Consider the following 20,842-nt stretch of genomic DNA (forward strand, 5'->3'; position numbering starts at 1 on the left):
GGGCGGCAAGATGAGTCACGAACTGCACACGCTCGGCGTGGCCGAGCTGGCCGCGCTGCTGGACAGCAAACAGGTCTCCAGCGTCGAGCTGACGAAGCACCTGCTGGCGCGCGTCGCTGCGCATGAATCGCTCGGCGCCTTCCTGGCGGTCGACGAGGAGGTGGCGCTGGCGCAGGCCGGCGCGGCCGACCTCTGGCGCGCACGCGGCATCCAAGGCGCAGGCCACCGCCTGCTGGGCGTGCCGATCGCGCACAAGGACATCTTCGTCACGCGCGACTTCCCCAGCACCGCTGGCTCGAAGATGCTGGCTGACTATCACAGCCCCTTCGACGCCACGGTGGTCAGCCGCCTGGCCGCGGCCGGGGCGGTGACGCTGGGCAAGCTCAACTGCGACGAGTTCGCGATGGGCGGCTCGAACGAGAACTCCGCCTACCGGCCGGCGCGCAATCCCTGGGACGTCACCCGCATCCCCGGCGGCTCCTCCGGCGGCAGCGCGGTGGCGGTGGCGGCCCGCCTGGTGCCTGCCACCACCGGCACCGACACCGGCGGCTCGGTGCGCCAGCCCGCGTCGCTGACCGGCGTCACGGGCATCAAGCCGACCTACGGCCGCTGCTCGCGCTACGGGATGATCGCCTTCGCGTCCAGCCTGGACCAGGCCGGCCCGATGGCGCGTTCGGCGCTCGACTGCGCCCACCTGCTGCAGGCGATGAGCGGCTTCGACCCGCGCGACGCCACCAGCGCGGAGCAGCCGGTGCCCGACTTCGTGGCCGAGACCACCACCCTGCGCCCCGGCGCGAGTGCCGAGCGCCCGCTGGCCGGTCTGCGCATCGGCCTGCCGAAGGAGTTCTTCGGCGAGGGCGTCGCCCCTGGCGTGCTGGGCACGGTGCGCGCCGCGCTGGCCGAGCTGGAGAAGCTCGGCGCCACGCTGGTGGAGGTGAGCCTGCCGCGCACCGAGCTGTCCATCCCGGTCTACTACATCATCGCGCCGGCCGAGGCCAGTTCCAACCTCAGCCGCTACGACGGCGTGCGCTACGGCCACCGCGCCAAGTCCTACAAGGACCTGGGCGAGATGTACCGCGCCAGCCGCAGCGAGGGCTTCGGGCCCGAGGTCAAGCGCCGCATCATGATCGGCACCTACGTGCTGAGCCACGGCTACTACGACGCCTACTACCTGCAGGCGCAGAAGCTGCGCCGCATGATCGCCGACGACTTCCAGGCCGCGTTCAAGGACTGCGACCTGATCGCCGGCCCGGTGGCGCCGACGGTGGCGCGCCCGATCGGCAGCCAGACCGACCCGGTGGCCGAGTACCTGGCCGACATCTTCACGCTGCCCGCCTCGCTGGCCGGCCTGCCCGGCATCAGCGTGCCGGCCGGCTTTGGCGAACACGGCATGCCCGTGGGCCTGCAGCTGATCGGCAACTACTGGCAGGAGTCGGCGCTGCTGCACGCCGGCCATGCGCTACAACAGGCCACCGACTGGCACCGCCGCGCACCGGCGCTGGCCTGACGCCGACTCAGCCCATCGGCGTGCACAGCTCGACCAGCGTGCCGTCGGGGCAGCGCACATAGGCCACGGTCTGGCCCCAGGGCTTGGTGACAGGCGCGTGCAGCCCCATGGCGCCCGCAGAGGTGGCCCGTGCGTAAGCGGCCGGCACGTCGGCACAGGCCAGGCCGATCTCCACGCCCAGCGGCACGGGGGAAGCGTCGGCCGCGATGTAGTCCTGGCCCAGGTTGGCGCGGGCGGTGTCGTGCTGGGCGAAGGCCAGCGCGGTAGCGCCGGTGTCCAGCTCGCCGTAGCCACCGCTATCGTGCAGGAAGCGGCGCCTGAGGCCGAACGCACGCTCGAAGAAGTCCAGTGAGGCGGCCACGTCGGCGACGTAGACGATGGCGTAGGTGAACTGCATGTGAAGCTCCTGGCAGCGATCGGGCGCAACCAGTATCTGTCACGCGGGCTGCACCCGTATGATCCGCGCCCCATGCCCACGCCAGCCCCCGCCTCTTCCGTCCCTGACGACTTCTGTGCCATCGACTTCGGCACCTCCAACTCCGCCATCGCCGTGCCCGCCGCAGGTGGGGCGGGCGGGGCGCCCGGTGCGATGGAGCTGGTGCAGCTGGAGGGCGAGGCGCTCACGATGCCGACCGCCGTGTTCTACCTGGCCGAGGGACCGGACCTGCCCAACCTGCCGCGGCTGTACGGGCGTGCCGCGGTGGCCTCCTACGTCGAGGGCAATGAAGGCCGGCTGATGCGCTCGATGAAGAGCGTGCTCGGCTCCAGCCTGATGGACCAGCACACCGACATCGGCGCCGGCCGCTCGGTGAGCTTTGCCGACGTGATCGCCAGCTACCTGCGCCATCTGCTGCGCAGTGCCGAAGCGCATGCCGGGCGCGAGCTCAAGCGCGTGGTGCTGGGCCGGCCCGTGTACTTCGTCGACGGCGACCCGGTGCGCGATGCGCAGGCCCAGGCGGCGCTGCAGGCCGCGGCACGGGCGGTGGGCTTCACCGACATCGGCTTCCAGTACGAGCCGATCGCCGCGGCCTTCCACTACGAGGCCGGCATCGACAGCGAGCAGCACGTGCTGGTGGCCGACATCGGCGGCGGCACCTCGGACTTCTCGCTGGTGCGGGTCGGCCCGGCGCGGCGCGAGCGGCTGGACCGCCGCGACGACGTGCTGGCCAGCCACGGCGTGCACATCGCCGGTACCGACTTCGACCGCCGCGTCGAGTTGGGCGCCATCCTGCCGCTGCTGGGCTTCGGCGCCTACGGGCCCGAGCGCCCCGGCCAGCCCGCGCGCGAGGTGCCGAGCAAGGTCTACTTCGACCTGGCGACCTGGCACCTCATCAACACCGTCTACCGCCCGCAGCGCGTGCTGGAGCTGCGCGGCATGAAGGGCGACTACGCCGATGCCGACCAGCACCGCCGCCTGATGAAGGTGCTCACCGACCACCTCGGCCACGACCTGGCCGGTCGCGCCGAGCAGGCCAAGATCGCCGTGGCGGCCGGCGGCGAGGTGGCCATCGACCTCGGCCTGGTCGAGCGCGGCCTGCAGGCCACGCTCACCGAGCCTCAGGCCGCGGCCCTGCTGCGTGACGACCTGGGCCGCATCGTCACTGCTGCCCTGGAGACCGCTGCGATGGCCGGCCTGCAGCCGGCGCAGGTGGATGCGCTCTACTTCACCGGCGGCTCCACCGGCCTGAAGGGCCTGACCGACGCGCTGGCCGCGGCCTTCCCCACTGCCCGGCCGGTGTACGGCGAGCGCCTCGCCTCGGTGGCCACCGGCCTCGGGCTGTACGCGCGGCGGCTGTTCGGCGGCTGATCGGCCGCTGATCTGTCGGCGGCTCTCTGCAGGGAAGCCACTGGGGCGCTGGCGCTCGCCTGCCGCGATACTGGCGTGATGGCTTCATCCACCTCACCGCCTGCCCTCCATCTTCCCGATTCCCGCTACGCCTGGATCCGCCTTGCCGCCACGCTGGCGGCGATGACGCTCGGGTCGAGCGCGATGTACGTCGTCTCGGTGGTGCTGCCCACGGTGCAGACCGAGTTTGGCGTGGCGCGGGCGGACGCTGCGCTGCCCTACACCGCGATGATGATCGGCTTCGGCATCGGCGGGGTGCTGATGGGGCGGCTGGCCGACCGCTTCGGCGTGATGGTGGTGGTGCTGATCGGCGCGCTGGGCCTGGGGTCGGGCTTCATCGCGGCCGGGCTGTCCGGCAGCCTGTGGGCCTTTGCCGCGGCGCACGGCCTGCTGCTGGGGCTGGCGGGCAGTTCGGCCACGTTCTCGCCGCTGGTGGCCGACACCTCGCTGTGGTTCGTGCGACGGCGCGGCATCGCGGTGGCGATCTGCGCCAGCGGCAACTACGTGGCCGGCTCGATCTGGCCGCCGGTGGTGCAGTACGGCATCGAGACCATCGGCTGGCGCCAGGCCTACTTCGGCCTGGGGGCGCTGTGCCTGGTGCTGCTGCCGCTGCTGGCGCTGGCGATGCGGGAGCGGCCGCCGGCTGCGGCGCCGGTGCTGCGCACGGGAGCGGTGCCCGCCGTGGGTGCCGGCGCGCCGCCGGCAGCGCGCCCCTTCGGCCTGAGCATGGGCGCGGCGCAGGCGCTGCTGTGCGTGGCCGGCGTGGCCTGCTGCGTGGCGATGTCGATGCCGCAGGTGCACATCGTCGCCTACTGCGGCGACCTGGGCTACGGTGCCGCGGCGGGGGCGCAGATGCTGTCGCTCATGCTGGCCTGCGGCATCGTCAGCCGGCTGCTGTCGGGCTGGATCTGTGACCGCATCGGCGGGCTGCGCACGCTGCTGCTCGGGTCGGTGCTGCAGGGCGTGGCGCTGCTGCTGTTCATCCCGTTCGACTCGCTGGTCTCGCTGTACGTGATCTCGGCGCTGTTCGGGCTGTTCCAGGGCGGCATCGTGCCGAGCTACGCGATCATCGTGCGTGAGCACTTTCCGCCGGCCGAGGCGGGGGCGCGCGTCGGCCTGGTGCTGACCTGCACGCTGTTCGGCATGGCGCTGGGCGGCTGGATGTCGGGCAAGGTGTTCGACCTGACCGGCTCGTACGACGCCGCCTTCGTCAACGGCGTGCTGTGGAATGCGCTGAACCTGTCGATCGCGCTCTTCCTGCTGCGCGCGACGCGGCGACACCCGCCCGCCGTGCCGCGGGTTCAGCCGGCGCCTGCGGCTGTCCGGTAGTGGTACGCGTAGGCGTCGCTGAAGCCCAGCCGCGCGTAGAGCTGCCGGGCGGGGCTGTTGTCCGCCTCGACCTGCAGGTAGCCGATGCGCGCGCCCGCCTCCCGGGCCTGCGCCAGCAGGTGCTCGCACAGCCGCCGGCCCAGGCCTTGGCCACGGGAGGCCGGGGTCACGGCGACGTCGTAGAGGCCGACGAACTCGGCCTCGCAGGCCCACTGGCCGGCGGCCAGCACCTGGGCGTCGTCGCGGCGGCGCAGCACCCGGGCCTCGTAGCGCACCGGCGACTGCGTCAGGCGCGTGGCGTGGGCCTGGCGCTGCGCGGCGGGCGTGCCGCGCCACTGGCCGATCAGCTCTGCATAGGCGGCGCCGTCCAGCGGCTGCAGCTCCAGCTCGGCCGGCAGTGCCGCTGGCGGTCCGAGGCTGGCCAGCCGCGGCTGCAGCATCACCCGCGTGTCATCGATGCGGCCCAGGCCCAGCGCGGCCAGGCCTTCGTCGAGCCCGGGCGGCACGAAGGGCGTGATGCGCACGAACAGCGGCAGGCCGTGCGCGGCGTAACGCGCCTGGGCCAGCGCCAGCCGCTCGGGCAGGGGCAGGCGCCCGGGGGCGAGCGCATTGATGCAGCGTGAGCGCTTGGCCTTGGCGTCGCAGAAGCGCAGCAGCCAGCCGTCCAGCCAGATCGAGTCGGCCGTGGCGGCCGCGTTCAGGCCGGCGTCCTCGGCGCGCGAGGCCAGCGCGTGCGTGCCGTCCCGTTGCGTGCCATCCCTCTGTGTGGGCCTGCTCACAGCCAGCGCCTCACCCGTGCCCGGTAGGCGCGGTAGTCGTCGCCGAACAGCCCGGTGAGGGCCTGTTCTTCAGCGGGGATCTGCAGCCGGTCGATCCACAGTGCAAAGGCGGTGATCCACAGCAGCCCGCTCACCTGCCCGAGCCACAGCAGCAGGCCGATCAGCAGCAGCACGTCGGCCAGGTAGATGGGGTTGCGGCTGCGGGCAAACAGGCCGTGGGTCACCAGCTGGCGGGCGCGCCCGGGCTGGATCGGGTTCAGCGTGGTGCGGGCCTGCCGCATCGTCCAGGCGGCGGTGAGCATCAGCGCCGCGCCGGCCAGCCAGGCGATGACGGCCGCAGGTTGCAGCCCGGGCAGGGCGAGGCGACCCACGGCAGGCCAGTCGGCCGTGGCGACCATGCCGGTGGCGGCGATGGCCGCCATCAAGGGGGGAGGGAGGAGGGTGGCTTTCACGCGACAGTGTGGGCAGGTTCAGGTCCCCGGCTGGGGACAGGGTCGGGGGGGCCGACGGGGCCTTTGTGGGCAGCGTCTGGCCAAATTTCTCACATCCGCGCCGGCGGGGCGACCGGGTACCGTGGCACGTTACACAATGGCTGGCATGGGGACCGAACACGCCATCGCCGCTCTTGAACAGGCGCTGTCCGCGCACCAGGCCTGGGCGGCCCGGCTTCACCGCCGCCTGATCGCGGGCATGGCGCCGACCGATGACGACCTGAGCCCCGATGCACACCACCGTTGCACCTTTGGCTGCTGGTACGACGCCGAGGTGGCCGATGCGCAGCTGGGGCTGGCCGGGCAGCCGGCGTTTGCGGGCATCGGCAGCCTCCACGCCCAGATGCACGACCATGCCCGCGAGTTGCTGAGCTGCCCGCCCAGCGACGCCCGGCTGGCGGCCTACGACCGCTTCGCGGCGGCCTCTGACCAGCTGGTCGGCGAGGTGCGCGCGCTGCAGCAGGGCCTGCTGACCCGCCTGCTGTCGATGGACCCGCTCACCGGCCTGCCGGGGCGGCGCAACATGGAAGAGCGCCTGGCGCTGGAGTGGCAGCAGTCGCAGCGCGACGGCCGCCCGGCGGTGGTGGCGATGATGGACCTGGACCACTTCAAGCGCGTCAACGACCGCTTCGGGCATGCGAGCGGCGACGAGGTGCTGCGCTGGATCGGCGCCGGGGCCAAGCGCCAGCTGCGCATCCATGACCTGGTGTTCCGCTACGGCGGCGAGGAGTTCCTGGCCTACCTGGCCGACAGCACGCTCGACGCGGCGCTGGGCACGCTCGAACGCATCCGGCGGGTCATCGAGGCGTCCGAGATCGGATTGCCTGGTGGCGAGCGGGTGCGCCTGACCGCCTCCTTCGGCCTGTGTGCCTGCAGTGCAGGCCAGGACATCGCCGCCATCATCGACCGGGCCGACCAGGCCCTCTACGAGGCCAAGCGCACCGGCCGCAACCGGGTGGTCTGCTGGCGGCCGGACGGCTTCGCCTGAGCTGCGCCGCCTGATCCCCGTCCTCAGCGCTGCGCCTCGTGCCGGTTGCCGCCGCGGCCTTCGGCGCCGTGCTCGCCGGCCTTGTCGCCCTTCGGGTCGTCCTGGCCGGGCCGTGGCTGGCGTGGGATCTCCTTGCGGGGCTTGTCCGGCCGGGCCTCCTCGCGCGGCGCCGGGGCCGGCTCGGGGCGGGCTTCGCGGGCGGGGGGCTGCCGGGGCGGGTCGACGCGCGGCTCGCTGCGGGGGGCCGGTGTCGCCGCCGCTGGCGGTTGGGGCCGGCTGCGCGGGTCGGGCCGGGCGGGCTGAGGTGGCTGCGCCGGCTGCACCGGCTGTGTGGCCGGCGCCGGAGGGGCGGCCTGTGCCGGAGGGGCCACCTGGATCGGCGGCGTCGGCTGGAGCGGGCGGGCCGGGATGGTCGGGGTGCGCCCGGCCGGCCCGGGGTCACCGGGCTGGGTCATCAGCGGCTCGCGGGGGCGCTCGGGCAGGCGCTTGCTGCCCTCGCCGACCGGACGCTCGTGGCGATCCGGTCGGCCGGGGGCGGGTTGGGCGCGATCGCCGCGGTCGCCGCGCGGATCGTCCCGCCGCCCGTCGGCGCGGTCATCGCGGCGGTCGTCCCGACGGTCATCGCGCCGTTCCTCACGACGCTCATCGCGGCGGCGCTCATCCACCCAGGGCAGCGGCAGGCGCAGCGAGGGCGGCTCCGGCGCGCGCAGCCGGGGCGGCAGCGGCAGGGCCTCGCGCCAGGGGGTGACGCGCCACCCGCGCCCGCTGCGGTCCTCGATGGTGCTGACCGCCGGGCCGCGCTCGTGGCGGTAGCGGGTGTCGCGCCAGTGCAGGTCGGGGCGCTCAAGCAGGCGTTCGGGGTGGCGGATCTCGCCGACGAACGGGTGGTTCAGCCGCCGCAGGTGCTCGGGCGTGCAGCGGTAGCCCGGCACGTAGACCTCGCGCGGCGCGAGCGGGAACCAGGCCACGCCGGCACCGATGCGCACCGACACGGACACGCCCGGCGCCCCGGCCCAGACCACCAGCGCCGGCGCATAGACCGGCCGGGCGCGGTACTCGCCAGGCACCCAGGTCCAGCGCTGGCGGTGCTGCACCCAGCGGCCGTAGTGGAAGGGCGCAAAACCCCAGGGCGCGACGTCGATCCAGGTCCAGCCCCAGGGCGCAACCCAGGCCCAGCGGCCCTCGCGGTAGGGTGCCCAGCCGATCGCCACGCCGCGTGGCGTCCAGATCCAGCCCCACTCGGGGTGGCGCTCCCAGTCGCCGTGGGCGTGCAGGCGGTCGGCGCCGCTCATCTCCGGCGGCAGCGGGCCGCTGGCGGCGCGGGCCAGGGCGGCTTCGCCCTCGTCGACCATCGCCCAGCGTGAGAAGTCGTCCGCCTCGGGGCGGCCGAGCCGCCAGCCGCCGTCCTGGTAGAGCTCGGCGCGCTGGCCCGCGCGCAGCACCAGGCTGGCGTCGCGCTGCTCGATGCGCAGGTCGCTGCGCCAGGCGGTGGCGGCGTGGCCATCGCGACCGGGCGCGCCCGCGTCGAAGCGGAACAGCCCGGGCCCCTGTGGCAGGTGGCTGCCGGCCGGGCTGTCGATGCGCAGCTCGCGCGCCACCTCGGGGCTGCGCAGCAGCAGGGCCAGGCTGCCACGCAGCAGCTGCAGCTCGATCGCCTCGTCATCGACGCGGCGCAGCAGCAGCTGCGTGTCGGCGTCCAGGCGCAGCACGGTGGAGCCGATGCCCAGCTCGGCGCGCGAGCGGGCACCGGTGGAGAACAGGTCGCCGCTGCTGATCGGCCAGTTGCGCAGCGACTCGCGCTCGTGCTCCAGCGCCTCGCCGCCCTCGCTGCGCTGCAGCCGGGCCTCACCGTCGATCCAGGCGACCAGGCCGACGCGCCCGGGCGGGTCATCGGCTGCGTGGGCCGGGGCCGTCCAGCCCAGGGCGCCGTACAGGGCCAACAGCGCGAGCAGGGCCAGCGCAGCCCAGCGGCGCAACCGCGCCCAGCGGTCGGTACCGGGGGCGGCGCCGGGGTCAGCACCGGGGTCGGACCGGGGGTCGGGAACAAGAGTGAGGATCTGCATCGTGGCCTCGTGCAGTGACGGTGGAGATTCAACGGCCGAACCAGCGATCCGGACGACCGCGCAGGCCCTGCCCGCTTGCGGGACCGACTGAGGTCGCTGAAGCGACCGGCCGGCCCGGGCCGATCGTGTAAGGTGTGTGCCCATGTGGATCGGAACCCTGTTTGCGCTCGCCGCCGGCCTGATGTGGGGCCTGGTGTTCGTCGGGCCCCTGTTGCTGCCCGAGTATCCGGCGGCGCTGCAGTCCTTCGGGCGCTACCTGGCATTTGGCCTGATCGCCCTGCCGCTGGCCTGGCTGGACCGCGCCCGGCTGGCCCAACTTGGCCGCGCCGACTGGCTGGAGGCGCTCAAGCTGGCGCTGGTGGGCAACATCATCTACTACCTCTTCCTGGCCTCGGCGATCCAGCGGGCCGGCGGGCCGCTGCCCACGATGATCATCGGCACGCTGCCGGTGGTGATCGCGCTGGTGTCCAACCGCCGCGATGCGGCGCGCGACGGCCGCCTGCCCTGGGCGCGGCTGCTGCCCCCGCTGGCCCTGATCGCCGCGGGCATCGCGCTGGTCAACCAGGTCGAGCTGGCGCAGCTGCGCCAGGACCCGGCGGCCGACCTGGGGCGCTACGCGCTGGGGGCGCTGCTGGCCGTCGGCGCGGTGGTCTGCTGGACCTGGTACCCGCTGCGCAACGCCGACTGGCTGCGCGCCCACCCCGACCGCAGCCCGCGCACCTGGGCCACCGCGCAGGGCCTGGCCACGCTGCCGGTGGCGCTGCTGGGCTTCCTGCTGACCTGGGCGGTGCTGGCGCTCACCGGGGCGGGGCCGGCGCCCGGTGATGGGCCTGGGGCCGGTGCCGCGGCCTTCCCGCTGCCCTTCGGGCCACGCCCGGCCTTCTTCATCACGCTGATGACGGCCATCGGCCTGCTGGCGTCCTGGCTGGGCACGCTGTGCTGGAACGAGGCCAGCCAACGCCTGCCGACCACGCTGGTGGGCCAGCTGATCGTCTTCGAGACGCTGGCGGCGCTGACCTACGCCTTCGTGCTGCGAGGCGTCCTGCCGGAGCCGGCCACGCTGGCGGGCGTCGCGCTGCTGGTGGTGGGGGTGCTGAGTGCGCTGCACGCCCGGCCCGAGCCGCTGGTGGCCGACGCCCACCCGGACTGATTGAGCAGAGCCCGTCACTGTCATGCCCCACTCTGCCACCCGCCTCTGGCGCGCTCCCCGCTGGGCCCTGGCCGTGCTGCTGGCGGCGCTGGGCACGCTCGGGCCGTTCTCGATCGACACCTACCTGCCGGCCTTCGAGGGCATCGCCCAGGCGCTGGGCGCCACGCCGGTGCAGATGCAGCAGACGCTGTCGGCCTACCTGCTCGGCTTCGCGGTGATGAACCTCTTCCACGGCACGCTGGCGGACAGCTTCGGGCGCCGCCCGGTGGTGCTGGTGGGCATCGCGGCGTTCACGCTGGCGAGCATCGGCTCGGCGCTGGCCGGGCACATCGGCCTGTTGATCGCCTGCCGGGCGCTGCAGGGCATGGCGGCGGGCACTGGCATGGTGGTGTCGCGCGCGGTGATCCGCGACCTATTCCCGCCGGCCGAGGCCCAGCGGGTGATGTCGCAGGTGACGATCTTCTTCGGCGTCGCCCCGGCGGTGGCGCCGATCATCGGCGGCTGGCTGTTCGTGCACGCCGGCTGGCAGGCGGTGTTCTGGTTCCTCGCCGGGGTGGGAACGCTGCTGTGGCTGACGGCCTGGCGCGCGCTGCCGGAGACGCTCGCGCCCGCGCACCGGCAGTCGTTCGACCTGCCCAACCTGGTGCGCGGCTACGTGCTGCTGGGGTCGGATCGGCGCTTCTGGCTGCTGGCGCTGGCCTCCGGCGTGCCCTTCAACGGCCTGTTCCTGTATGTGCTGAGCACGCCGGTCTTCCTGACCGAACACCTGGGGCTGGGTCCGACCCAGTTCGGCTGGTTCTTCGTCACCAACATCGCCGGCATCATGGCCGGTGCCTGGGCCAGCGGCCGCCTGGCCGGGCGCATGCCCGCGGCGCGCCAGGTGCGGCTGGGCTTTGCCGTGACCACGCTGGCCTCGCTGTCCAGCGTCGTCGGCAACTGGGTCTGGCCCGCCGCGCTGCCCTGGGCCTTCGTGCCGCTGACCGCCTATGCCTTCGGCTGGGCCCTGCTGGTGCCGGTGGTCACGCTGATGGTGCTGGACCTGTGCCCCGAGCGCCGCGGGCTGGCCTCCTCGCTGCAGGCCAGCGTGGGCAGCGTGGCCAACGCCGTGGTCGCCGGCGTGCTGGTGCCGCTGGTGGTGCACGACACGCGCCAACTGGCCCTGGCCTCCGCGCTGCTGATGGGCATCGGCCTGGTCGCCTGGCACCGGGTGCGTGCGCAGGTACCGCTGCCGCCCCATTGACGGCGGCCGGCGGACGCTGGCGCTGCGCCGGTGGCTCAAGTCACCCCGTACCCCGCCGAAATGCCCGTTGTGGCCCGCACTCCCGTCGGGGACGGGCCCCGGTCATGGTTGTCGAGCGTGTGGAGTGTGTGGCATGAGGTCCCTGCGGAAGTCCCGTTTTCCTGTCCTGCCCCTGGGGGGGCTGGCGCTGGCCGCTGTCCTGGCCTGGGTGCCCGGCGTGGCCCTGGCCTCCGACGCCCACGGCGAGCCTGCGCAGGCCAAGGGTCCCGCCAAGGCGGCTCCCAAGGAGTCCGGCCACGAGGCGCCGAAGCCCGCCGCGCGCGGCCCCGGCAAGGCCGAGGTGAAAGCCGAGGGGAAAGCCGAGGGGAAGGCGGATCCCCACGGCGGCGGTGAGGCGGACCTCGCCACCCTGCGGGAGCGCCTCAATGCCAAGCTGACCGACACCCGCAGCCGCACCGAGCGTGCGCCGGTCCTGCGTGTAGCCAACAGCGGGGGGCATGGCGCAGCGGATGGGCACGGCGCGGCCAAACCCGCGCCCCGTCGCATGGTGGCGGCCAAGCCGACGGTCGCCGAGCCCGCCGCTGCCGCAAACCACGCCGCCGGCGCTGCACACATCCACTGGTCCTATGGCGGCGAGGGCGGCCCGGCGCAATGGGCCGCGCTCAAGCCCGAGTTCGCCACCTGCGGGCTGGGCGCGCGGCAGAGCCCGATCGACATCCGCGGCGGCATCCGCGTCGACCTGGAGCCGATCCGCTTCGACTACCGCCCCTCGGCCTTCAGCGTGCTCGACAACGGCCACACCGTGCAGGCCAACATCGCGGGCAGCAACAGCATCGAAATCGGTGGGCGGCGCTACGACCTGCTGCAGTTCCACTTCCACCGCCCCTCCGAGGAGCGCATCAACGGCCGCCAGTACGACATGGTGATCCACCTGGTCCACAAGGACCCGGAGGGCCGCCTGGCCGTGGTCGCGGTGATGCTGGAGCAGGGCCGCGCCCAGCCGGCGATCCAGATGGTCTGGAACAGCCTGCCGCTGGAGAAGAACCTGGAGAACCCGGCCCCGGTGCCGCTGGACCTGAACCTGCTGCTGCCCGAAGACCGGCGCTACTTCACCTACATGGGCTCGCTCACCACGCCGCCCTGCAGCGAGGGGGTGCTGTGGATGGTGATGAAGCAGCCGGTGCCGGTCTCGCCCGAGCAGGTCGGCGTCTTTGCCCGCCTCTACCCGATGAATGCGCGGCCGATCCAGCCCAACGCGGGCCGCTTGATCAAGGAATCCAACTGATCCACTGATGCAGTGCGACCGTCCGACGGGCGACATGATGTAACCAGGTCGCCAGTCGCGTGTAGCCCACGGTCCACAGCGACCCGGCGACCCCCGTGAGTATGGGAGGGCGTTTCGCGCGACAAAAGTCACACCCCCTGTTCAGGGCTGCCAGCGGCAGCCCTTTTTTCATTGCGGGGCAGCCGGGCTCGGCGGGCGGCTGGAAATCGGCCCCCACATCTCAAGCGCCACTTCCAATGAGGATCGCAAGTCCTTCATTCATAACACTTTTTTGATATGCACCGTTTTCGCCGAACGCTATCGTAAGTGCTTGATTTCATTGGCAATTTCTCACGACTCGCCTTGACCCTCGAACTTTTTCTCCGCTACAGTGGGAGAAGGTGTCTTTTCGTGGGTTTTTGTGGCTGACTTTCATTTCCAGGGTACTTCGGCGCTTGCGCTGGACGCCAAGGGGCGGTTGACCGTCCCTGCGCGCCATCGCGAGTTGCTCACGTCCCTGGCTGGCGGCCAGCTCACGATCACCAAGCACCCCGAGGGCTGTCTGATGGTGTTCCCGCGTCCGGTCTGGGAAGGCTTCCGTGCCAAGGTGGAGGCCATGCCGCTGTCCGCCTCGGGCTGGAAGCGCATCTTCCTGGGCAGCGCGATGGACGTCGAGATCGACAGCGGCTCGCGCGTGCTGGTCTCGCCCGAGCTGCGCAGCGCAGCGGGCCTGGACCACGATGTGCTGCTGATCGGCATGGGCAACCACCTGGAACTCTGGGACGCGGCGCGCTACGCCGCCGCCGAGGCCAAGGTGCTGGAGCAGCCCATGCCGGATGTGCTGCAGGACTTCAGCTTCTAGCCGCCATGGACAACCCGATGACTCCTTGGCAGCACCGCACCGTCCTGCTGCACGAGGCGGTGGACGCATTGGTCCAGCGCCCGGACGGTATTTTCCTGGACGGCACCTACGGGCGCGGCGGCCACAGCCGCCTGATCCTGCAGCAGCTGTCGCCCACCGGCCGCCTGCTGGCGACCGACCGCGACCCCGAGGCCCTGGCCGATGCCTCCACCGGGGCGCAGCGCATCGACGATGCGCGCTTCTCGATCGCGCACGCCCGCTACGCCGACTTCCCTGCCGTGCTGGACGCCGCCGGCGTGGCGCAGCTCGACGGCATCTTGCTGGACGTGGGCGTGTCCTCGCCCCAGATCGACAACCCCGAGCGTGGCTTCAGCTTCCGTTTCGACGGGCCGCTGGACATGCGCATGGATCCCACCCGCGGCGAGAGCGCGGCCCAGTTTCTTGAACGCGCCGACGAGCGGCGCATCGCGGAGGTGATACGTGATCTCGGAGAAGAACGGTTTGCTGCTGCGATTGCAAAGGCGCTTGTCGCTCGCCGCGAAGCTGGGGCTCCAGTTCGGCGTACCGCCGAGCTTGCCGAGGTCGTGGCTCGCGCGGTCAAGACCCGCGAGCGCGGCCAGGACCCTGCAACGCGCACGTTTCAGGCTCTACGGATTCTCGTCAACGCTGAGCTCGAGGAGCTCGAACAGGGTCTGAATGCGGCGCTGGCCCGCCTGGCGCCCGGCGGCCGGCTGGTGGTGATCAGCTTCCATTCGCTGGAGGATCGCATCGTCAAGACCTTCATCGCGCGTCATTCGCGCGAGGCCTACGACCGACGCATGCCGCTGGCCGTGGGGGCGGCGCCGCTGCTGCATGCGGTGGCACGCATCAAGCCGAGTGAGGCCGAGGTCGAGGCCAACCCGCGCTCGCGCTCGGCCATCCTGCGCGTGGCCGAACGCACCGACGCGCCGCTGCCTGAGGTGCCGGTGGCCCCGGCGTCGCGGAGGCGCGCATGACCCGGCTGAACCTGCTGCTCCTGGTGGTGCTGGTGTGCAGCGCGATCTACCTCGTGCAGACCTCCTATGAGTCGCGCCGCCTCTACGCCGCGCTGGAGCGCGAGCGCAACGCGGCGCACCAGCTCGACGTCGAGGCCGAGGGCCTGGACGTGGCGCGCCGTGCCTACGCCACCAGCCTGCGCGTCGAACGCGTGGCCCGCGAGGAGCTGCGCATGCGCGCGGCCACGCCGGCAGTGACCGAGTACGTGACCGACCCGGCCCGCACCGCGGCCGCGGCGCAGGGAGGCCGGCCATGAAGGGCTCATTCCTCCAGCGCGTCGCCGCCGGCGCCCGCAGCCGCCTCGCCCCCGTGGCGCGCAACCGTGCCGGCGCGCGTCGGCGCGAGCGGCCGACCGCCAACGAGGCCCAGGCGGTGCGCTACGCCACCAGCCCGCTGTTGGCGGCCAAAACGCCGCCGCTGCGTTCGCGCCTGCTCGTGCTCGGGCTGGGCCTGGGGTTCTGCGTGCTGGCGGGGCGGGCCCTGTATGTGCAGGTCATCAACCCGGCCTTCTTCCAGAAAGAAGGCGAGATCCGCTACGGCCACACCTTCGCGCTGCAGGCCAGCCGCGGGCGCATCGTCGACCGCAATGGCCAGATCCTGGCGGCCAGCGTGCCGGCGCCATCGGTGTTCGCCGTGCCGCGCGAGGCCAAGGTCAGCCCGGAGCAGCAGCGTGAACTGGCCAAGCTGCTGGGGCTGCCCGCCAACGACCTGGCGCGCCGCCTGTCCGGCAAGAGCGGCTTCGTCTGGCTGCGCCGGCAGGTGGACGAGGTGGTGGCCGCGCAGGTCAAGGCGCTGGGCGCCAAGGGCGTGTACGTGCAGCGCGAATTCCGCCGCCAGTACCCCGAGGGCGAGTCGGCGGCGCACGTCGTGGGCTTCACCAACATCGAGGAGCGTGGCCTGGAGGGCGTCGAGCTGGCCTTCCAGAAGGACCTGCAGGGCCGCTCCGGCAGCCGCAGCGTGGTGCGCGACCGGCTGGGGCGCGTGGTCGAGGACGTGGGCGAGATGGTCGACGCCGAGGACGGCCGCGACATCGCGCTGGCCATCGACTCCAAGGTGCAGTTCTACGCCTACCAGCGTGTGCGCGACGCGGTGGTGGAGCACAAAGCCAAGTCCGGCAGCGTGGTCGTGCTCGACACCCAGACCGGCGAGGTGCTGGCGCTGGCCAACTACCCCAGCTACGTGCCGGGCGAGCGCGCCAGCATGAGCGGGCCGCAGTTGCGCAACCGCGCGGTCACCGACACCTTCGAGCCCGGCTCGACGATGAAGCCCTTCATCGCCGCGCTGGCGCTGCAGACCGGCCGCGTGCGTCCCGACACGGTGATCCAGACCGCGCCCGGGCGCATCAGCATCACCGGCTCGACCATCCACGATGCCCACCCGCACGGTGCGCTGTCGGTGGAACAGGTGATCCAGAAGTCCAGCAACGTCGGCACCGTCAAGATGGCGATGCAGATGCAGCCGCGCGAGATGTGGGAGACCTTCAGCGCGGTGGGCTTCGGCCAGAAGCCGGCGCTGCCCTTCCCGGGCATGGCCTCGGGCCGGCTGCGCCCCTACAAGAGCTGGCGGCCGATCGAGCAGGCCACCATGAGCTACGGCTACGGCCTGTCCACCTCGCTGTTCCAGCTGGCGCGCGCCTACACGGTGTTCGCCCGGGATGGCGACGTGGCACCGATGACGCTGCTGCGCGCCGAGCACGCCGCGGGCGGCGCCCCGGTGTTCTCACCCGAGGTGGCGCGCTCGGTGCGCAAGATGCTGCAGATGGCGGCCGGCGAGGGCGGCACCGCCCCGAAGGCACAGGCCATCGGCTACTCGGTGGGCGGCAAGACCGGCACCGCGCACAAGCAGGAAGGCGGCGGCTATGCGGGCAACAAGTACCGCGCCTGGTTCGTCGGCATCGCGCCGATCAGCGCGCCGCGCGTGGTGGTGGCGGTGATGGTCGACGAGCCGAGCAACGGCCGCTACTTCGGTGGCGATGTCGCTGCGCCCGTGTTCAGCTCGGTGGTGCAGCGCAGCCTGCAGATCCTTGGCGTGCCGCCGGACATGCCGGTGCAGCCGCAGATCGTCGCGCGCGCCCAGGCTGCGCCGGCCGAACAGGAGTCCTTCTGATGGCGGCGCAGCGCTTCCTCACCAGCGCGGCCGAGGCGGTGGCCTGGCTGCGCGCTCGCGTGGCCGCGACGGCCGAGCTGCGCACCGACAGCCGCCAGGTCGCGCCCGGCGAGGCCTTCATCGCCTGGCCGGGCTACGCGCACGACGGCCGGGCCTTCGTCGCCGCTGCGCTGGCGGCGGGCGCCGCGGCCTGCCTGGTCGAGGCCGATGGGCTGGAGGCCTGGGGCTTCGACGACGAGCGCATCGCTGCGCTGCCCGGCCTGAAGGCAGCCACCGGCGCGATCGCCGACGCCTGGTACGGCGAGCCCTCGGCCCGCCTGAGCCTGGTCGCCACCACCGGCACCAACGGCAAGACCTCCACCGCCTGGTGGACCGCGCAGGCGCTCAGCCTGGCCGGCCAGCGCTGCGGCGTGGTCGGCACGCTGGGCGTGGGTGAGCCGCCAACGCGGCTCACCCCGCAGGCCGCTGTCGTGGCCACCGGCCTGACCACGCCCGATCCGCTCACGTTGCACCGCAGCCTGCGCGCCTTCGGGCAGGCCGGCTTTGCGGCCTGTGCGCTGGAGGCCTCGTCGATCGGCGTGGTCGAGCAGCGCCTGGCGGCCGCGCGCATCCAGGTGGCGCTGTACACCAACTTCACGCCCGACCACCTCGATTACCACGGCAGCATGGACGCCTACTGGGCAGCCAAGCGCGGGCTGTTCGACTGGCCCGGCCTGCGCGCCGCGGTGGTGAACCTGGACGACGCCAAGGGCGCCGAATTGGCCAGCGAACTGGGCCGCGAGGGCCGGCTGGACATGTGGACCTACAGCCAGCAGCCTGGCGTGCCGGCGCGGCTGCGTGCCGAGGCGGTGCGCTACGAGGCAGGCGGTCTGGCGTTTGCGCTGGTCGAGACCGCCGCTGGCGGTGCGGTCGACCGGGCCGAGCTGCGCAGCACGCTGATCGGCGACTACAACGTCAGCAACCTGCTGGCCGTGCTGGGCGGGCTGCGTGCGCTGGGCCTGCCGCTGGCGCAGGTGGCGGCGCTGGCGGCCGAGTTCACGCCCGTGCCTGGGCGGATGGACCGCGTGCCGGCGCTGGACGACTGCGGTGCCGATCTGCCGCAGGTGGTGGTCGACTACGCCCACACGCCCGACGCGCTGGACAAGGCGCTGCAGGCGCTGCGCCCCTTTGCGCGGGCCCGCGGCGGGCGGCTGTGGTGCGTGTTCGGCTGCGGCGGCAACCGCGATGCGATCAAGCGCCCGGTGATGGGCCGCATCGCCAGCGAGCGCGCCGACGAGGTGATCGTCACCAGCGACAACCCGCGCCTCGAAGACCCGGCGGCGATCGTCGCCCAGGTGGCGGCGGGCTGCAGCGGCCCGGCGCGCGTGCGCACGGTGGTCGACCGCGGGGAGGCGATCGCGCTGGCGTTGGCCGAGGCGGCACCGGCCGACGTGCTGCTGCTGGCGGGCAAGGGCCACGAGGACTACCAGGACGCGGGCGGCGTGAAGCGCCCCTTCCTCGACGCCGCCGTCGCCACCGAGGCGCTGCAGCGCCGCGCCGCGCAGGCCGCGCTGCCGCCGCTGGGCGAGCTGCATGCGATGTTGGCCACGCGCCTGCCGCAGGCGAAGCTCGTCGGCGATGCAACGACGGTCTGCCGCCGCGTGCACAGCGACACGCGCAGCCTGCGCGCGGGGGATCTGTTCATCGCGCTGCGGGGTGAGCGCTTCGACGCGGCCGACTTCCTGCCCCAGGCGCGTGGCGCCGGGGCGGTCGCCGCACTGGCCGAGCGCGGCCTGGCCTCGGCCGGGCTGAGCGGGCTCGAAGTGCCCGATGCGCTGGCTGGCCTGCAGCAGCTGGCCGCCGCCTGGCGTGCCAGCCTGGCGCTGCCGCTGGTCGGCGTGACCGGCAGCAACGGCAAGACCACGGTGACGCAGATGATCGCCTCGATCCTGCGCGCCTGGCGCGGCGCGACCGCGCACGCCACCGCTGGCAACCTGAACAACCACATCGGCGTGCCGCTGACGGTGCTGGGCCTGCGCGCCCACCACCGTGCCGCGGTGATCGAGCTGGGCATGAACCACCCGGGCGAGATCGCCGAGCTGGCCACCATCGCCCAGCCCACCGTCGCCCTGGTCAACAACGCCCAGCGCGAGCATCAGGAATTCATGAAAACGGTGGAGGCGGTGGCGCGCGAGAACGGCGCGGTCCTCACGGCGCTGCCGGCCGACGGCGTGGCGGTGTTCCCGGCCGACGATCCCTACACGCCGCTGTGGCGCGAGTTGGCCGGCGCACGCCGCGTGCTGACCTTCGCGCTGGCCCCCACGCTGGAGGGCGAGCAGGCCGATCAACCGGCGGATCTGAGTGCCCAGGCCACCTGGGCCGGCGACCACTGGGCCGTGCGCATGCACACCCCGGCGGGCGACGCCGACCTGCGCCTGGCGGTGGCTGGGCGGCACAACGTCAAGAATGCGCTCGCCGCGGCGGCCTGTGCGCTGGCCGCAGGCTGCCCGCTGGACGACATCGTGCGCGGCCTGCAGGCCTTCGCCCCGGTGAAAGGCCGCTCGCAGGTCGAGCTGCTGCACACGCCGGCCGGCGACGTGACGCTGGTGGACGACAGCTACAACGCCAACCCCGACTCGGTGCGCGCCGCCATCGAGGTGCTGGCCGACCTGCCGGCGCCGCGCTGGCTGCTGCTGGGCGACATGGGCGAGGTGGGCGACCAGGGCCCGGCCTTCCATGCCGAGGTCGGTGCGCTCGCGGCCGAGCGCGGCATCGAGGCGTTCTGGTGCGCCGGCACGTTGGCCCGGCACGCTGCGGCGGCCTGTGTTGCTGCCGGTGCAGCCGCTGGCGGCGCGACCGCGGTGCGCGCCTTCGCCGACACGGCGGCGCTGCTGCAGGCGGTGGCAGAGATGGCGAAGGCACCCCCGGCCCGCTCGGTGCTGGTCAAGGGTTCGCGCTTCATGAAGATGGAACAAGTGGTTGCGGCTCTGCGCCAGGCGGGGGCAACCGGAGGAGCAGCGCATGCTGGTTAGCCTCGCCGCCTGGCTGCAGAGCCTCTATCCGGAACAGCTGGGCTTCCTGCGCGTGTTCCAGTACATCACCTTCCGCGCCGTGATGGCGGCCATGACGGCGCTGCTGATCGGCCTGGCGCTGGGCCCGGGCGTGATCCGCCGCCTGACGGCGCTGAAGATCGGCCAGCCGGTGCGCGAGTACGGCATGCAGAGCCATCTGGTCAAGACCGGTACGCCCACGATGGGCGGGGTGCTGATCCTGCTGGCGATCGCGGTGTCGACGCTGCTGTGGTTCAACTGGAACAACCGCTTCGTCTGGATCGTGATGGTGGTGACCTTCGGCTTCGGCGCGATCGGCTGGGTGGACGACTGGCGCAAGGTGGTCGACAAGAACCCCGAGGGCATGCGCTCGGGCGAGAAGTACTTCTGGCAGTCGCTGATCGGGCTGATCGCGGCGATCTACCTGGCTTTCAGCGTGTCCGAGGTTTCGGCCGTGCGGGTGCTGGAGCTGTTCGGCCGCTGGGTGGCCTCGGGCTTCTCGAACGACCTGCCGCCCAAGGCCGACCTGATCGTGCCCTTCTTCAAGACGGTGAGCTACCCGCTGGGCGTGTTCGGCTTCATCTTCATGAGCTACTTCGTCATCGTTGGTGCCAGCAACGCGGTCAACCTGACCGACGGCCTGGACGGCCTGGCCATCATGCCAGTGGTGCTGGTGGGCGCCGCACTGGGCCTGTTCGCCTATGCCACGGGCTCGTCGGTGTTCTCGAAGTACCTGCTGCTGCCGCACATCCCCGGCGCCGGCGAACTGCTGATCTTCTGTGCCGCGATGGCCGGGGCGGGGCTGGCCTTCCTCTGGTTCAACGCCTACCCGGCGCAGGTGTTCATGGGCGACGTGGGCGCGCTGGCCCTGGGCGGCGCGCTGGGCACCATCGCGGTGATCGTGCGCCAGGAGATCGTGCTCGGCATCATGGGCGGCATCTTCGTGGTCGAGGCCCTGTCGGTGATGATCCAGGTCGGCTGGTTCAAGTACACCAAGAAGAAGACCGGCACCGGCCAGCGCATCCTGCTGATGGCGCCGCTGCACCACCACTACGAGAAGAAGGGCTGGGAAGAGACCCAGGTAGTGGTGCGCTTCTGGATCATCACGATGCTGCTGTGCCTGATCGGCCTGGCCAGCCTGAAACTCCGGTGA

At 72.6% G+C, this 20,842-nt stretch carries 17 protein-coding genes; 13 read left to right on the forward strand and 4 right to left on the reverse strand.

The genetic code is table 11. The features are described from left to right. Positions 1-10: 10 nt before the first annotated feature. On the forward strand, positions 11-1,507 hold the full coding sequence (gatA, locus tag NGK70_RS05910; RefSeq protein ID WP_251972349.1) for an Asp-tRNA(Asn)/Glu-tRNA(Gln) amidotransferase subunit GatA: 1,497 nt from the start codon (positions 11-13) through the stop codon (positions 1,505-1,507). A gap of 7 nt (positions 1,508-1,514) precedes the next feature. Here the strand turns inward: gatA and NGK70_RS05915 are convergent, their stop codons facing one another. Then, on the reverse strand, positions 1,515-1,904 hold the full coding sequence (locus NGK70_RS05915; protein WP_251972350.1) for a VOC family protein: 390 nt from the start codon (positions 1,902-1,904) through the stop codon (positions 1,515-1,517). Positions 1,905-1,976: 72 nt separating this feature from the next. On the opposite strand from NGK70_RS05915, the gene NGK70_RS05920 reads away from it, so the two are divergent. Both NGK70_RS05920 and NGK70_RS05925 read left to right on the forward strand, forming a co-directional pair. After that, positions 1,977-3,314 carry an Hsp70 family protein gene (locus NGK70_RS05920; RefSeq protein WP_251972351.1) on the forward strand — a complete coding sequence of 446 codons (1,338 nt, stop codon included), beginning with the start codon at positions 1,977-1,979 and terminating at the stop codon, positions 3,312-3,314. A gap of 78 nt (positions 3,315-3,392) precedes the next feature. Continuing rightward, positions 3,393-4,682 carry an MFS transporter gene (locus NGK70_RS05925; protein WP_251972352.1) on the forward strand — a complete coding sequence of 430 codons (1,290 nt, stop codon included), beginning with the start codon at positions 3,393-3,395 and terminating at the stop codon, positions 4,680-4,682. Here NGK70_RS05925 and NGK70_RS05930 read toward each other — a convergent pair. Continuing rightward, positions 4,655-5,461, reverse strand: a complete 807-nt coding sequence (locus NGK70_RS05930; protein WP_251972353.1) for a GNAT family N-acetyltransferase — start codon at positions 5,459-5,461, stop codon at positions 4,655-4,657. The genes NGK70_RS05925 and NGK70_RS05930 overlap by 28 nt on opposite strands. Then, a complete protein-coding gene (locus NGK70_RS05935) occupies positions 5,458-5,913 on the reverse strand; it encodes a methyltransferase family protein (RefSeq protein WP_251972354.1) in 456 nt (151 codons plus the stop codon). Before NGK70_RS05935 ends, NGK70_RS05930 begins: the two co-directional genes overlap by 4 nt. Positions 5,914-6,058: 145 nt before the next feature. Here NGK70_RS05935 and NGK70_RS05940 point away from each other — a divergent pair, with 145 nt between their 5' ends. Next, on the forward strand, positions 6,059-6,940 hold the full coding sequence (locus NGK70_RS05940) for a diguanylate cyclase (protein ID WP_251972355.1): 882 nt from the start codon (positions 6,059-6,061) through the stop codon (positions 6,938-6,940). A 23-nt stretch (positions 6,941-6,963) separates the two neighbouring features. Here NGK70_RS05940 and NGK70_RS05945 read toward each other — a convergent pair whose 3' ends face one another. Continuing rightward, positions 6,964-9,003, reverse strand: coding sequence for a DUF6600 domain-containing protein (locus NGK70_RS05945; protein WP_251972356.1), 2,040 nt, complete (start codon positions 9,001-9,003; stop codon positions 6,964-6,966). Positions 9,004-9,145: 142 nt separating this feature from the next. Between NGK70_RS05945 and NGK70_RS05950 the strand changes: the two genes are divergently transcribed. The 9 genes from NGK70_RS05950 (at position 9,146) to mraY (ending at position 20,842) form a co-directional block, all read left to right on the forward strand. Further along, positions 9,146-10,153 carry a DMT family transporter gene (locus NGK70_RS05950; RefSeq protein WP_251972357.1) on the forward strand — a complete coding sequence of 336 codons (1,008 nt, stop codon included), beginning with the start codon at positions 9,146-9,148 and terminating at the stop codon, positions 10,151-10,153. 22 nt (positions 10,154-10,175) lie between these two features. Then, complete coding sequence (locus NGK70_RS05955) at positions 10,176-11,393, forward strand: multidrug effflux MFS transporter (protein ID WP_251972358.1); 1,218 nt, start codon at positions 10,176-10,178, stop codon at positions 11,391-11,393. A 133-nt stretch (positions 11,394-11,526) separates the two neighbouring features. Further along, the gene (locus NGK70_RS05960) at positions 11,527-12,678 is read left to right on the forward strand and encodes a carbonic anhydrase (RefSeq protein ID WP_251972359.1); all 1,152 of its coding nucleotides are present in this window, start codon (positions 11,527-11,529) and stop codon (positions 12,676-12,678) included. A gap of 400 nt (positions 12,679-13,078) precedes the next feature. Beyond that, positions 13,079-13,519 (forward strand): division/cell wall cluster transcriptional repressor MraZ, encoded by a 441-nt coding sequence (mraZ, locus tag NGK70_RS05965; RefSeq protein WP_251972360.1) that lies wholly within the window; start codon positions 13,079-13,081, stop codon positions 13,517-13,519. A gap of 5 nt (positions 13,520-13,524) precedes the next feature. Continuing rightward, on the forward strand, positions 13,525-14,514 hold the full coding sequence (gene rsmH / locus NGK70_RS05970; protein ID WP_251972361.1) for a 16S rRNA (cytosine(1402)-N(4))-methyltransferase RsmH: 990 nt from the start codon (positions 13,525-13,527) through the stop codon (positions 14,512-14,514). Further along, complete coding sequence (ftsL, locus tag NGK70_RS05975) at positions 14,511-14,810, forward strand: cell division protein FtsL (protein ID WP_251972362.1); 300 nt, start codon at positions 14,511-14,513, stop codon at positions 14,808-14,810. The genes rsmH and ftsL overlap by 4 nt, the downstream gene beginning before the upstream one ends. Further along, positions 14,807-16,660: a peptidoglycan D,D-transpeptidase FtsI family protein gene (locus NGK70_RS05980; protein ID WP_251972363.1), complete on the forward strand. Its 1,854-nt coding sequence runs from the start codon at positions 14,807-14,809 to the stop codon at positions 16,658-16,660. The genes ftsL and NGK70_RS05980 overlap by 4 nt, the downstream gene beginning before the upstream one ends. After that, positions 16,660-19,671: a bifunctional UDP-N-acetylmuramoyl-L-alanyl-D-glutamate--2,6-diaminopimelate ligase MurE/UDP-N-acetylmuramoyl-tripeptide--D-alanyl-D-alanine ligase MurF gene (murF, locus tag NGK70_RS05985; protein ID WP_251972364.1), complete on the forward strand. Its 3,012-nt coding sequence runs from the start codon at positions 16,660-16,662 to the stop codon at positions 19,669-19,671. The genes NGK70_RS05980 and murF overlap by 1 nt, the downstream gene beginning before the upstream one ends. Then, on the forward strand, positions 19,661-20,842 hold the full coding sequence (gene mraY, locus NGK70_RS05990; protein WP_251972365.1) for a phospho-N-acetylmuramoyl-pentapeptide-transferase: 1,182 nt from the start codon (positions 19,661-19,663) through the stop codon (positions 20,840-20,842). The genes murF and mraY overlap by 11 nt, the downstream gene beginning before the upstream one ends.

The sequence above is a fragment of the Sphaerotilus microaerophilus genome (assembly GCF_023734135.1).
GTDB lineage: Bacteria > Pseudomonadota > Gammaproteobacteria > Burkholderiales > Burkholderiaceae_C > Sphaerotilus > Sphaerotilus microaerophilus.